11 protein-coding genes are annotated in these 13,992 nt (G+C 31.3%); 7 read left to right on the forward strand and 4 right to left on the reverse strand.

What is annotated here, in order from left to right:
• Positions 1-42 precede the first annotated feature (42 nt).
• The 3 genes from BM289_RS16200 to BM289_RS16210 all read right to left on the reverse strand — a co-directional run bounded on the left by BM289_RS16200 (position 43) and on the right by BM289_RS16210 (position 3,757).
• The gene (locus BM289_RS16200) at positions 43-1,023 is read right to left on the reverse strand and encodes a helix-turn-helix transcriptional regulator (protein WP_091495434.1); all 981 of its coding nucleotides are present in this window, start codon (positions 1,021-1,023) and stop codon (positions 43-45) included.
• A gap of 306 nt (positions 1,024-1,329) precedes the next feature.
• A complete protein-coding gene (locus BM289_RS16205) occupies positions 1,330-2,658 on the reverse strand; it encodes a sigma-54-dependent transcriptional regulator (protein ID WP_091495436.1) in 1,329 nt (442 codons plus the stop codon).
• A gap of 7 nt (positions 2,659-2,665) precedes the next feature.
• Entirely contained in the window at positions 2,666-3,757 is a 1,092-nt protein-coding gene (locus BM289_RS16210; RefSeq protein WP_091495438.1) for a sensor histidine kinase, read from the reverse strand.
• Between the two features lie 631 nt (positions 3,758-4,388).
• On the opposite strand from BM289_RS16210, the gene BM289_RS25475 reads away from it, so the two are divergent.
• From BM289_RS25475 to BM289_RS16230, 3 genes are all read left to right on the forward strand, one after another.
• Entirely contained in the window at positions 4,389-4,649 is a 261-nt protein-coding gene (locus BM289_RS25475; protein WP_167365446.1) for a YcxB family protein, read from the forward strand.
• Between the two features lie 123 nt (positions 4,650-4,772).
• A complete protein-coding gene (locus BM289_RS16220) occupies positions 4,773-5,261 on the forward strand; it encodes a hypothetical protein (protein WP_091495442.1) in 489 nt (162 codons plus the stop codon).
• A 559-nt stretch (positions 5,262-5,820) separates the two neighbouring features.
• Positions 5,821-5,997, forward strand: coding sequence for a histone H1 (locus BM289_RS16230; RefSeq protein WP_026729959.1), 177 nt, complete (start codon positions 5,821-5,823; stop codon positions 5,995-5,997).
• Positions 5,998-6,088: 91 nt separating this feature from the next.
• Here BM289_RS16230 and BM289_RS16235 read toward each other — a convergent pair whose 3' ends face one another.
• Positions 6,089-7,129, reverse strand: a complete 1,041-nt coding sequence (locus tag BM289_RS16235) for a GntR family transcriptional regulator (RefSeq protein ID WP_091495797.1) — start codon at positions 7,127-7,129, stop codon at positions 6,089-6,091.
• A gap of 369 nt (positions 7,130-7,498) precedes the next feature.
• Between BM289_RS16235 and rhaT the strand changes: the two genes are divergently transcribed.
• The 4 genes from rhaT (at position 7,499) to BM289_RS16260 (ending at position 13,953) form a co-directional block, all read left to right on the forward strand.
• A complete protein-coding gene (gene rhaT, locus BM289_RS16245) occupies positions 7,499-8,548 on the forward strand; it encodes an L-rhamnose/proton symporter RhaT (protein ID WP_091495448.1) in 1,050 nt (349 codons plus the stop codon).
• A 27-nt stretch (positions 8,549-8,575) separates the two neighbouring features.
• Positions 8,576-10,717, forward strand: coding sequence for a bifunctional aldolase/short-chain dehydrogenase (locus BM289_RS16250; RefSeq protein WP_091495450.1), 2,142 nt, complete (start codon positions 8,576-8,578; stop codon positions 10,715-10,717).
• A gap of 470 nt (positions 10,718-11,187) precedes the next feature.
• Entirely contained in the window at positions 11,188-12,462 is a 1,275-nt protein-coding gene (locus BM289_RS16255) for a sugar isomerase (protein WP_091495452.1), read from the forward strand.
• Positions 12,463-12,591: 129 nt separating this feature from the next.
• A complete protein-coding gene (locus BM289_RS16260) occupies positions 12,592-13,953 on the forward strand; it encodes an FGGY-family carbohydrate kinase (RefSeq protein WP_091495454.1) in 1,362 nt (453 codons plus the stop codon).
• The last annotated feature ends 39 nt before the right edge of the window (positions 13,954-13,992 follow it).

The following is a 13,992-nucleotide window of genomic DNA, read 5'->3' on the forward strand; positions in this document are numbered from 1 at the left end:
AACAATTAGATTTTTTTTGAACTGATTATTAGAAAACTGTTTTTATAATTCTTTAACAAATGTTTTTGGAGGTATACCGAAATGCTCTTTAAATTTAGAAGCAAAATAGGAGTTGTTAGTAAAATTTAGTTTATCAGCAATTTGTGATATTGATAATTGTTTGGCTTCAAGAAGTTCTTTTGCTAGAAGCAATTTGTTCTCCATAAAAAAGACATTCGGTGTGTTACCAGTGATTTTGCTAAATAAACTTTTGAATTTAGACTCCGACATATTTGCCTTACTAGCGAGTTGTTTTATGCTTGGAAAATTATCTTCTATATGTTCCATCAAATACATTTGTATAGAAATAATAGTGGCTAGGTCCTGCTGATTAACAGTTTGTATTATAATACGTTTTGTAGCTATTTTTTTTAGATAATTGGCAATTAGCATATGAACAGTCCCAGTAAGATATAAATCAAATATAGGCCCGCCTACTTTTACTTTTCTAAGATCATCTAGAATATGAAAACTGTCATTGCTCATTCTGTCAAATCTCACAATGGTATTTAATTTTGGGTTGACTATTTTATCAATGTCGGGTAAAAAAATATTGTTTTTAATGGCGAAAGATTCAATAATGTCTTTTCTAATAAAAATACAGAGAGCAAAAGTTTTACTTCCTTTAGTTACCTCATAATCAGTTGATAAAGATCCGTCAATTACAGATAGATTATACTGCCATTTAGTAACATTGTAGGCAAAGTCATCACCAGAAACTACGGCTTCTCCTTCAGTAAGATTATAATAGTATCCTACAAAATTAGGATTACTATTTCGCTGTATGAGGTGAAGTCTTTTTTTGTATTCCACATCAATATAATAAGCTATTATTCCTTCGTCACATTTTAAAAAATACCGTATACCAGTTTGAATATCTTCGGGAATCATAATGAAATTTCCCTTTACTTCGCCGCCAAATTGCTCCGCCAGATTTTCAACCCAATCCAAATCTGCACTATAAAAATGCTCAATTGTTTTCATAGATAAGTATTATTTGTCTTATAAAGTTAATATTTTTTTAATTTACTGTTTTACAGTGGTTTAAAAAAATATTGTTTTAATAAGCTACTTTACATGTTTAGTAATGTTTCAATTCATTATTAAAACTATAAAAGTAGGATTAGTCTTATTTTGTTGTTTTTTTAACTTATTGAAGACAAATGGTATGCCTAAAAAAAATATTTTTGATTATATGTTGGAAATCAATTGTTTAATTTTTAAGTCAAAATGTTTTGAAATTATTTACATGGGAATTTATACCTAAAAAGGGAATATTTCCTCAATCTTTTATTTCATTTTCTGATTTAAAGTCTTGCGGTCGATTTTCAAAATCTGTGCGGCCTTTGTTTTATTATTGTTTACAGATGATAGAACTTTTATAATTTGTTCTTTTTCATATTCCTTTAGAGATTTAAAAATATTATTAGAACCAGATATATGGTATTTCAAACGATCTGGAACTTGATTTAAGCTTATTGTATTGTCACTGAGGATAACCATACGATGGATAATATTTTCTAGTTCTCGAATGTTTCCAGGCCAATTATATCGAAATAAAACCTCGGTAACTTTATCATCCATCTTTATATTTGGTTTGTTGTACTCGCGAGTGTATTTTTCGATAAATGCATTAACAAGTAGCGGAATATCTTCTTTACGGTCTCTTAAAGGAGCAGTTTTTATGTTTATAACATTGATACGATAATACAAGTCCTGTCTAAATGTGCCTTTTGAAATCATTTCTTCCAAATCACTGTTTGTGGCAGATATTACTCTTACATCAATTTTTTCTGCTTTACTTGAACCTATTCTTAGGATTTCTTTTTCTTGTAAAACTCTTAAAAGTTTTATTTGAACCATCAAAGGAGCATTGCCAATTTCGTCTAGAAATATTGTACCGCCTGCCGCCGCTTGGAATAAACCAATTCTATTCTCTAGTGCTCCTGTAAATGATCCTTTTATATGTCCAAACAATTCCGATTCAATTAAATTTTCAGGAATTCCTCCACAGTTTATGGCTATAAAAGGTTTGTCAGCATTATTTCCTGTAAAATGTATCGCCTTCGCTATTAACTCTTTTCCAGTACCGCTTTCCCCCTCAATCAATATATTTGCCTTTGTATCTTTTACGCGTTTAATCATTTCAATGTTGTCTATACATTGACTTGAATGGCCAATTATTCCGCCATAAGATTTTTCATTTTTATAATATTCAAAATGTTCGGTAGTCTTTTTAGAATGATTTACTTTTTGTAAAGAACTTATTATAGCTTTATGTAATTCGTCACTTGTAAATGGTTTAGTTAAATATTCTAATGCTCCTGATTTAATAGCATTAACAGCTGCATGGACAGATGGAACACCAGAGATTACTAATTTGGGTATAAAAGGATAATGTTCTTCTGTATACTTTATCAATTCTATTCCATTGATATCAGGCATATTGATATCTGTTATTAAAAGATTTATGGATGACAGTTTCAAAACTTCGACCGCCTCAGTAACTGAGGAGGCTTTGTATGTGCGATAGTTTAGAGATTTTAATTGCCTTTGAATCAAATCAAGCATATCTGTATTGTCATCGACAATAAGTATGTTTTCTTTTCTAGAAGTCATTTTGATGTTATGTTAAAGGGATTTTGATTATGAATATGGTTCCATTAGGAAAATTATCTTGCTGGACTATTTCACCATTATGATTTTTAATGATGCCATGTACTACACTTAAACCCAGTCCACAGCCATAATTGACAGGTTTGGTTGAGAAGAAAGGATTGAATATTTTGTCTTTTATTTCTGCGGGGATGCCCGTTCCTTGATCTTCTATTTTTAGGTATAAGTTATAATCGTCATTATCCACAATAATTTTGATTGTACTTTTTTCTGGAGACGCATAAATGGCATTTATTATAAGATTGAATAGCACTTGTGTAATTTGAACAGAATCTATTTTTGCAATGATGGTATCGTCTTTTATAATAAGCTCATGTTTGATTTCTTTTTTTTGAAAGTTTGATTTTAAAAATGATAAAGCAAATAGAACTATAGGTTTTACTTCTTGTAGTTCTAGTTTCTGTGGCATTTCACAGGAGAAAAACATTAGTTTTTTTACAATTTCTCTAGAATAGATAACAGAATTTATTACAATAGAAATATCAGAATCAATATCAGGGTCAGTATTGTGATCTTTTATGAGTTCTGCAAAACCAAGAATATTTCCTAACGGTGTATTTAATTCGTGGGCAATTCCAGCTGTCATTTCTCCTAAAAGAGTAAGACGTTCCATTCGTTCTAACATTCTTCTTAAAGCCGTTTTTCTTTCCAAAGTTTGATATTTTTCAATATAGTTGCCTATCTCTATAGCAATTGTATCTAACAATTTCTGCTCATCTTCTTGAAAATCCTCTTGTGAATATTTTATGGATGGATAATGAACTTTAATATGACCAACATCTTCGTTTTTAATTTTTATTATACTTGACTGGAAAATACTGTTTTCACTATGTTCAGAAGTTGACAAATGATAGTCTATTACGTGAATTTCTACAGTAGCATCCAGATTAAATCTCCAGGCATTTTTTATGCTTACTATAATTTCGTGAAGCGTCTGAATATGAATAGAATTGGATTTGGAAATAATCTTCGAAATTTCATATAGGCAGGTAAGTTCTTTAATTCTTTCCTTTAAATTTTCCTCTGTTAATTGCAAATTCATTGTAAGAAAATGTTTGTTTTTTTGGTTAGATTGGGTTCAAAAGTAAATAATTATTTTTGTGATAAAACCAAAAGAAAGTTAAAACTTAACTTATTGATAATAAAATAAATAGCGCTTAGTTTTTTGTCTTATATTGCTATTTTTTTAACTTTTTAGGGTAAATTCTGAAAGATGTTTTGTGTAAAAAACTAAGCCGAAAACTAGTATTTTTCATAAGATTAGTTTTAATGAAGTTTTAAGAACTGGATATTGGTGAATTAAGTCTTATTTTAATAGTTTAAAAACTTATAGCTCTCTGCAAAAAGCACTGGTAAAAATAATTTTGTAGTCAAGAAAAGTATAACTGAAAACAAAAATTATGACAGCTGCTAATTTTTCATTAGAGTTTCAACTTAATATTTCCGAGATAAAAAAACTGAATAAAATGTACTTTAGACATTTATTTAGAGATCGCGTTATGTTTTGTCTTCTTGCTTTATTAGTGTTTGTAATTTGTATTGACTATATCCTAGAAACAGATTTCTTTAATTGGTTGCTTAAAAGTTTGTTTCTAGTCGTCATTTTTGTAATTATTCAGTTTTCGTTTATTGATGTTATTTCTAAAACCGTCTTTAGATGGACCAAAAAACTAATGAGGCTAGATAAATTCCCTAATAGATACAAATTGACGTTTACTTACTCTGATATTTGTGTAAAATCACCACTTGGAGAATTGACTCATAAATGGTCTAAAATTGAAAAAGTAATTTTGACCAAAAACTTTTTGTTTTTCTACATTAAAGAACGAAATGGATATATAATTTCTATCTCTAAAAAGGACAGTGATTATAGAAAAATTGAAGAATTGCTTTCATTCGTAGAAAAAAATGTTATTCCTGTTATTAAAGTCTAATTGTTAGCTTTCTTTTATGATTAAATAGATTAAAAAAATACCTTATAATTACCATTTTATGACTTTTTGTGGGTTATGCTAATAAGAGGATAGACTTAATTTTACAATGTTCTTACTGATTTATTGTTAGGAGAAAATATTCATTGTGGGATCTTAAATAAAATGAAAATGGAAAAGGAGCAAGTTTTAGTACGAGATAATAAAGGGATCTTTTTGAAAATGTTTAAAAGAAGGTTAAAAGCTGACTTTGATTTTTTTGAAAAATCCTTTTTTGATTATAGTGAAGACAAAATAAAACAGTATGACCGTATTGTTTATGTTGTATATGATAAAAATGAGTTGCTTGGTTTCTTACAACAGGAAAATAAAAACGAAAATATTCTAGTTTGTTTATTCGACAAGCAATTTTTTACAAGCCTTTCATTTTTAGAAATGATTAATAATTTGATTTTGTTTGACGAATCTAAAACCAGCCGAGAAGTTTTTAAGGAAGTAAAAACATTCTTTAAAAAGAAGTTAGATTTTAGAAATGATCGAATCTCTTTACAGCAGTTAAATTTTATGCAGGCAAAATTTCCTGAGTATTATAAAGCAATGTATTATTTAATGTAATTATTTATTTTTTATATTTTTTGTGTATCTATTTTGACTAATAGTACACCGTGAAATGCAGGATAAGGATTTTTTCTTATCCTGCATTCTTTTTTTAGGTTGCCAGGAACTAGTTAATAAAGTTTTTGATTTTTGCGTATTGATTATAATAATGGACTCCCTTGAATTTTTCAAAGAAAGGATTGATAAAAGTCTTATTGAGGACATTGTTTTTTTTAGCTGTCTATCTGAAACTAGGTGTTTTTCGATTAATTTTCTCCTATCTGAGACATTTTTTCTTAATTAAATTGTAAGAAAAGGGAGCGGTTGTTAATGAAATCTTTTATTATTTCTCATGTTTAGGATACTTTCTATAAAGCCTATGAAGGAAATGAAATAGTTTGTTTTTAAAATAAGTATTTGATTTCTAATTGATTGTGTTTGCTGGCGCTCACGAAAAATAGAGAGTCAATTTATTGTAAAGAAAATGAATGAAAAACTGCATTAAATTTAACAGCAATTTTGTTGTAACTATCACACAAACTTTTATTTTTGTGGCTTAATTTAACAATATATAAGCATGAAAGATTTATTAGTAAAAATCAACGCCGAAATTGACACATTTAAAGCAGAAGCTGAATCTTTAACTGAAAAAGGAATTAAAGCTGCAGGTCCAAGAGCACGTAAAGCTACTTTAGAAATCGAAAAACTTTTAAAAGAGTTCAGAAAAGTTTCTATCGAAGAATCAAAAAAATAATACAACTAAAAACCTCGTCAATTGACGAGGTTTTTTTTATAATTTAAATTTGATTACAAGCTTGAGACAGTGGTAAAGAAAACTAAGTATCTTAGATGGAATTTCTATCAATAAAATTAAAAGGAACTTTTATTTGTCCTCTTTCTTTGTTTAAAATCATTTGTGCAGCAGTTTCCCCCATGATATTAAAATCGGTTGACATTACTGTAATGCCTAATAATTCTTTTAAAGGAGTATCATTATAAGAAATCACACCGATCTCTTTTCCCAAAATAAATTCTTCATCACGAATTTGTTTCATTAAATTCACTAAGTCAGATTCTTCAATAGTGATAAATAGATCTCCTTTTTTCAGAATCATATCATCATAAACTTCGCTTAAAATTTCAAAATTGATTTCGTGTTCAACACAAAATTTTCTAAATCCATGTAAAATTCGCCTTGGATAAGGATAAACGGCTTTGTCAGGATAAACTAAAATTAATCTTTTATATTTATTGATTTTAGAAAGACCTTCTTTAAGAGCGTTGTAAATATCATTTTCAAAATCTTGATATATTTTAATGACATCATCGCCGGTTCCTAATTTAATATTGTCCAAAACAACCAATTTTTCTTGCGGAATTTTTTTTATGGCATTTACGACATCGTCGGTGAAGCTTAAGTGTTTTAACTCGTCTGTCTTAAAGTGAGTCGTTATTACATAATAGTCATAAGCACCTTCAAATTTGTCCAGTATATTAAGAAATAAGGTTTCGTCACAATGATAAATTTGTAAATCGACATGTGCATTTGCTCCCAAGGTATTGATAAAAGAGCTGTAGGTCTTCATTTTATAAGAACTCAGCTTATTGGTCAAAAACAAAATGTTTACTTTAGACTCTAGTTTTGTTCTTGTGATATAATAACCTTTACCTCTAATAGAAGAAATAATTTTTCGTTCTTTTAAAATATTATATGCTTTTTCCACAGTATCACGTGACATATAAAATTCTTCGCTAAAACTATTGATAGAAGGAATCTTTTGATTGATTTTTAAATTTCCGTTGGCGATGTTCTGAAGAATAGAGTCTACAATTTGCTTATACTTTGGAACTCGTGAATCTTCGTCTATTTTAATAAGTTTAATCATGGTGTCTGGGAAACTTGTTCCGTATTTCAACGAAACGATTTTTTAATTATAACTTTTATAAGAAAAACTCTTTAAGGTAAATGTTTTTTCATAAAAAAAAAGAGATTTTCAATCGGCTTGTAATACTTTTTTTATATTTATTGAAATTTCCTCAAAATTCGGATTCAACAATTACGAAATCGATTGCTAAAGTAGCCATTTTAAATTTATTTCCCCAATAATTACAGGCTGTTATTTCTAATAATCCTCGCTTTTTAACAAAAAAACCAAAAAACATAAAGGATAGTACAGGACAGTTTTGTTTTTTACATTCTATTATTTTACAAAACCAAATTACTAACAAACCTAACCTTAAACCAAAAACATTATATGGAATCATTATTAGGAATCATTTTTCATTCTATCGGAGGATTTTCTTCGGGTAGTTTTTATATGCCTTTTAAAAAAGTAAAAGACTGGGCTTGGGAAAGCTATTGGTTGGTAGGAGGATTTTTCTCTTGGCTGATTGTTCCACCATTGGCTGCTTACTTAACGATTCCAAATTTTACCGAAATTATCGCATCAGCTTCTCCATCAATAAAATACTTTACTTTTTTAATGGGATTGATTTGGGGAATTGGTGGTTTAACTTATGGTTTAGGCGTTCGCTATTTAGGAATGTCTTTAGGAAACTCTATTACATTAGGATTCTGTTCTGCATTTGGAGCTTTAGTGCCTTCTATATATTATGATATCGTTCCAACAGAAGGTAAAATATCCTTTTCTCATATGATTTCTAATTCTGGCGGACAGCTGGTTTTATTTGGAGTTGTAGTGTATTTGGTTGGAATTGCGATTTCTGGAAAAGCAGGAATGCTGAAAGAAAAGGATTTTGCAACCGGTCATGAAGATAAGGATAAAGACTTCAATTTAGTAAAAGGTTTAACTGTAGCCGTAATTTCAGGAATTTTAAGTTCGTTTTTTAATTACGGAATTGAAGCAGGAAAATCAATGGCAGAACATGCTGTAGTTAATGGTGCAAATCCGTTGTTCCAAAACAATGTGACTTATGTTGTTTTATTATGGGGCGGACTTACAACCAACTTCATTTGGTGTCTTTATTTAAATTTTAAAAATAAAACAATTAAAAATTATACTGATAAATCTACTCCAATAACTAAAAACATTTTGTTTTCTGCGCTTGCAGGTACAATGTGGTTTTTACAGTTTTTCTTTTACGGAATGGGAGAGAGCAAATTAGGAAATGGAGCAAGTTCATGGATTCTTCACATGGCAACCATCATCTTAACAGCAAATTTTTGGGGTTTTTATTTGAAAGAATGGAAAGGAGTTTCTAAAAAAACAATAAGAACTTTTTTCTGGGGGATCGGGCTTATTATGCTGGCGATCGTTTTGGTAGGAATTGGTAACTCATTATAAACAATACAAGAAAATAATATAAAGTATATGTCAAATACAAAAACAATTAATACAAATTTTAAGCATGTAAGCTACCTTTGGGATGATGCTAAAGCTGCAGAACTTGCAGGTGATGAAGTAGCGCTTTTTATTTATCGTTCTAATTTACTAGGAGCTGATTTAAGACTGACTAATTATGGAGGTGGAAATACTTCTGTGAAAATTACAGACAAAGATCCTTTGACTGGAGAATCTTCTGAAGTAATGTGGATTAAAGGTTCTGGTGGTGATATTGGAACATTAACAAAATCGGGTTGTGCAGCTTTGTATTTGGATAGACTTCGTAATCTTGAAAATGTTTACAGAGGTATTGAGTTTGAAGATGAAATGGTAGAATTGTTTAACCACTGTATTTTTGATTTAGCTTCAAAAGCGCCTTCAATCGATACGCCTTTACATGGTTTTCTTCCGTTCAAACATATTGATCACTTGCATCCAGATGCAGCAATTGCTATTGCGGCAGCAAAAGATGGAAAGAAAATCACAGAAGAATTATTTAACGGAGAAATTGGCTGGGTAGGCTGGCAGCGTCCAGGTTTTGACCTTGGCCTTCAGTTGAGAGCTTGTTTAGAAGAAGCCGCTAAAAACGGTAAACAATTACGTGGTATTATGTTAGGTTCTCATGGTTTATTTACCTGGGGAGATACTGCATACGAAAGTTATATCAATACACTGGAAGTAATAGAGAAATGTGCTGAATACTTAGAAAGCAACTACGGAAAAAAACGTCCAGTTTTCGGAGGAAAAAAAATTGAAAGTCTTCCTGAAGCAGATCGTAAATTAAAAGCAGCAAAAGTAGCTCCAATCTTAAGAGGTTTCTGTTCGTCAGAGCGTCAAATGATTGGGCATTATACAGACGACGCAAGAGTTTTGGAATTCATCAACTCTAATGATTTAACAAAATTAGCTCCATTAGGAACATCTTGTCCAGATCACTTCTTAAGAACTAAAATCAGTCCTTTAGTTTTAGAATTAGATCCAAACGAAGATTTATCGGATGTTGATGCTGTTAAAGCAAAATTAACTCCTGCATTCGAGGGGTATCGTGCAATGTATAAAGACTATTATAATGCATGTAAAAAATCAAATTCACCGGCGATGCGTGATCCAAACCCAGTTGTAATCTTATATCCGGGAGTTGGTATGTTCACTTTTGCTAAAGATAAAACAATGGCTCGTTTGGCATCTGAATATTATATCAATGCGGTAAACGTAATGAAAGGTGCTGAAGCGGTTTCTGAATATACTTCATTACCACACCAAGAAGCTTTTGATATTGAATATTGGTTGTTAGAAGAAGCTAAATTACAGCGTATGCCAAAACCAAAAGCATTGTCTGGAAGGGTAGCTCTTATCACTGGTTCTGCGGGCGGAATTGGTAAAGCTATCGCTAAAAAATTCGCTCAAGAAGGTGCTTGTGTCGTAATTAATGATATTAACGAAGAGCGTTTAGAAGGTGCAACTGCTGAGTTTATCAAATCATTTGGAAAAGATGCGGTTTCTAGCACTTTATTGAATGTTACAGACGAAGTAAGTACAGAAAAAGCATTAGATGAAGCTTCTTTGGCTTTTGGTGGTGTTGATATTGTGGTAAATAACGCTGGAATCAGTATTTCAAAATCTATCGCTGACCATACTTTAGAAGAATGGGATAGATTATACGACATCTTGGTTAAAGGACAATTTATTGTTTCTAAAGCAGGAATCGAAGTAATGCGTAAACAAGGTTTTGGAGGAGATATCGTAAATATCGTTTCTAAAAATGCTGTTGTGGCTGGTCCAAATAACCCAGGTTATGGTTCGGCTAAAGCTGCACAGGCGCATTTAACACGTTTAATGGCTGCAGAACTTGGAGCTGATAAAATTCGTGTCAATACAGTAAATCCTGATGCTGTAATTTCAGACTCAAACATTTGGTCTGGAGGATGGGCAGAAGGTCGTGCAAAAGCATACGGAATCACAGTTGAAGAACTTCCTGCTTACTATGCAAAACGTACGTTATTAAATGAAATCATATTGCCTGATGATATTGCCAATGCATGTTTTGCTTTTGTTGGAGGTTTACTCGGTAAATCTACAGGAAACGCTTTAAACGTAGACGGTGGCGTAGCCATGGGCTTTTATAGATAAAGATTGTTTAGGTTTTTTATATAAGTTTGTTTAAGCAAAAGTGGTTTTTTGTGGTCTAACGTTCGAATCTTTCGGACGTTAGATTTTTTCAGCATATAACAATTGGCTTTAACAACAAAAAGTTAACAAAAAAGTGAAGTACAACCAGAGTTTAGATAATGTGAAATTTATAAGTTCAAAAAATATTTAAATGCATAAGATATTGAACGCGGATTAGACGGATTCACACCGTGAAGACACGAAAAAAAAGATTTTTTGTTTCACGCAGATTTAGACAGATTTAAGCAGATTAATATTTAAATCTCAGATAAAAATTTGCGTGAAACTAGGAAATAAAATCTGCGTCAATCAGCGTCTTCGCTATAGCGAAGCCGTAAAATCCGCGTCCAAAATTTCGAAGGCATGTTAAAAAAAATATACTAAGCGTATAAAATTTATATATTGTAAACTCTATAAAAATATTAATAACTATGTTGATCTCATCAAACCATATTGATTCTCATAATGAGGATTTATTAAAAAAACATCAAAACAAATTAGTTTTTACAGCATCTGAAATAAATGATACAGAAGCTATTATTCAAAAATTAATTGATTTTCAAATTGCCATTCCATCTTGGGCTTTAGGAACAGGAGGAACACGTTTCGGACGTTTTGCAGGTGGAGGAGAACCTCGTTCATTAGAAGAAAAAATCGAAGATGTTGGATTGCTTCATAAATTAAACAATGCTTCTGGAGCAATTTCACTTCATATTCCTTGGGATATTCCAACAAACTACGGGGCAATCAAAACATTGGCTGGACAGCACGGTTTGAAGTTTGATGCTATGAATTCTAACACTTTTCAAGATCAGGCAAGCGCTGAGCATACTTACAAATACGGTTCTTTACAAAACGTAAACAAAGCAGTTCGTAAACAAGCAATTGCTCACAATATTGAAGTAATTAAACACGGAATCGAATTAGGATCTGAGTCTTTAACAGTTTGGCTGGCAGATGGCTCTAATTTTCCGGGACAATTAAACTTCAGAAAAGCATACCAAAACACATTAGAAAGTTTAGAAGAAATCTATGATGCATTACCTTCAAACTGGAAATTATTCTTAGAATACAAATGTGCTGAACCTAACTTTTATTCTACAACAGTAGCAGATTGGGGACAGTCTTATTCGTATGTTAAAAAGTTAGGCGACAAAGCACAGACTTTGGTCGATTTAGGTCACCACCTTCCAAATGCCAATATCGAACAGATTGTCTCTTTATTATTGATGGAAAACAAATTAGGAGGTTTCCACTTTAACGATTCAAAGTACGGAGATGATGATTTAACTGCCGGTGCATTAAAACCATACCAATTATTCTTGATTTTTAATGAATTAGTAGAAGGAATGGATGCAAGAGGAATGAATCATGCTAAAGATTTAGGCTGGATGATTGATGCTTCTCATAACATCAAAGATCCTTTAGAAGATTTATTGCAGTCAGTTGAAGCGATTATGATTGCTTATGCGCAAGCACTTTCTGTTGATAGAAAAGCATTGGAAAAAGCACAAGAAGAAAATGACGTGGTAAAAGCACAGGAAATTCTTCAAAATGCTTTCCGTACAGATGTTCGTGCATTAGTAGCAGAAGCTCGTCTTCGTTCTGGAGCAGCTTTAAATCCTGTAGCATTATATCGTTCTCTTCAGGTGAGACAAAATCTTATCGAAGAAAGAGGTTTAAAAACAATGGCCACAGGATTATAATTTGAGATATTAAGTTATTAGTTACGAGTTATTCGTTAGGAGTTTTAAGTACAGAATGTTGAACTTTTAGCGTACCTAACGAATGATTCTTAACGAATAACCCATAACTCCTAACTTCTAATTAAAAAAATGAATGTAGTTGCGATTTTTGATATTGGTAAAACAAACAAAAAGGTTTTTTTATTTAATGAAAATTACAAAATTGTCTGGGAAAAATCAGTTAATCTGGAGGAAACAAAAGACGAAGACGGTTTTCCCTGCGAAGATATAGTGGTTCTTCAAAAATGGGTTTTAGATCGATTAGAAGAAATAAAAGAATTGACTGATTATGTTTTAAAAGCCATCAATTTCAGCACTTACGGAGCCAGTTTTGTTTATGTAGACGAAAACGGAAAAGTTTTAACTCCTCTGTATAATTATCTAAAAGATTATCCAGAGGAATTAAAATCTGATTTTTATAAAAAATACAAAGGACAAGAAAAGTTTGCTGTAAAAACAGCTTCTCCAGTTTTAGGAAGTCTGAATTCTGGAATGCAGATTTACCGATTAAAAGAAGAAAAACCTGAATTGTTTCAAAAAGTAAAATACTGTCTGCATTTGCCACAGTTTTTGAGTTTTCTTTTGACCAATGAAGCTTGCGCTGATATTACCAGTATTGGCTGTCATACCAATTTGTGGAATTTCAAAAAAATGAAATATCATAAATGGTTAAAAAGCGAGGGAATTGACACTAAATTACCTCCAATTTATTATGGTAAAGATGTTATAAGAACAAAAGATGGATTATCTATTGGTACGGGACTTCACGATAGTTCTTCAGCAATAATTCCGTATACCATCAACTTTACAGAACCTTTCGTGTTGTTGTCAACTGGAACTTGGAGTATTTCTTTAAATCCTTTTAATAATAAGCCGTTGACTTTTGAAGAGTTGCAGCACGATTGTTTGTGTTATATGCAATACACAAACAAGCCCGTTAAAGCTGCACGTTTGTTTGCGGGAAATGAGCATGAAGTACAAACCAAAAGATTGGCAGAACATTTTAAAGTGCCTGTTGATACTTATAAAGAGGTTTATTTTGATAAAAAAATAACAGCCAATTTACGTTCACTGAACTATCAGATTTTTTATCCAAAGAAATATGATTTTGATATTTTAAAAGAATGTCCGTTTCAAAAGAGAGATTTATCACAGTTTAAAGATTATGAAACGGCTTATCATCAATTGATGCTGGATTTGGTAGAACAGCAGTTTTTCTCTACTAATTTGGTGGTTCAAAATAGTCCTGTAAAAAAGATTTTTGTAGATGGCGGATTCAGTAAAAATTCAATTTATATGAATTTATTGGCGGAGGCTTTTCCAGATGTGGAAGTTTACGCAGCTTCTATGGCTCAGGCAAGTGCATTGGGTGCAGCATTGGCGATTCATGAAAACTGGAATCCAAAACCAATCCAGAACGATTTAATTGACTTGAAATTCTATAAACATTAGGTAAAAACGGTCTGTATGTTGTAAATTTGCTGAGAAACG

Source organism: Flavobacterium phragmitis (assembly GCF_900112575.1).
In the GTDB taxonomy this organism is placed as follows: Bacteria; Bacteroidota; Bacteroidia; order Flavobacteriales; family Flavobacteriaceae; genus Flavobacterium; species Flavobacterium phragmitis.

Bases quoted from the DNA above. Each gene is read 5' to 3' on its own strand.
- BM289_RS16250 (WP_091495450.1), top strand. From the start codon at position 8,576: ATGTCAAATACAAAAACAATTAATACAAATTTTAAGCATGTAAGCTAC.
- rhaT (WP_091495448.1), top strand. From the start codon at position 7,499: ATGGAATCATTATTAGGAATCATTTTTCATTCTATCGGAGGATTTTCT.
- BM289_RS16230 (WP_026729959.1), top strand. From the start codon at position 5,821: ATGAAAGATTTATTAGTAAAAATCAACGCCGAAATTGACACATTTAAA.
- BM289_RS16210 (WP_091495438.1), bottom strand. From the start codon at position 3,757: ATGAATTTGCAATTAACAGAGGAAAATTTAAAGGAAAGAATTAAAGAA.
- BM289_RS16200 (WP_091495434.1), bottom strand. From the start codon at position 1,023: ATGAAAACAATTGAGCATTTTTATAGTGCAGATTTGGATTGGGTTGAA.
- BM289_RS16235 (WP_091495797.1), bottom strand. From the start codon at position 7,129: ATGATTAAACTTATTAAAATAGACGAAGATTCACGAGTTCCAAAGTAT.
- BM289_RS16260 (WP_091495454.1), top strand. From the start codon at position 12,592: ATGAATGTAGTTGCGATTTTTGATATTGGTAAAACAAACAAAAAGGTT.
- BM289_RS16205 (WP_091495436.1), bottom strand. From the start codon at position 2,658: ATGACTTCTAGAAAAGAAAACATACTTATTGTCGATGACAATACAGAT.
- BM289_RS16255 (WP_091495452.1), top strand. From the start codon at position 11,188: ATGTTGATCTCATCAAACCATATTGATTCTCATAATGAGGATTTATTA.
- BM289_RS25475 (WP_167365446.1), top strand. From the start codon at position 4,389: ATGAGGCTAGATAAATTCCCTAATAGATACAAATTGACGTTTACTTAC.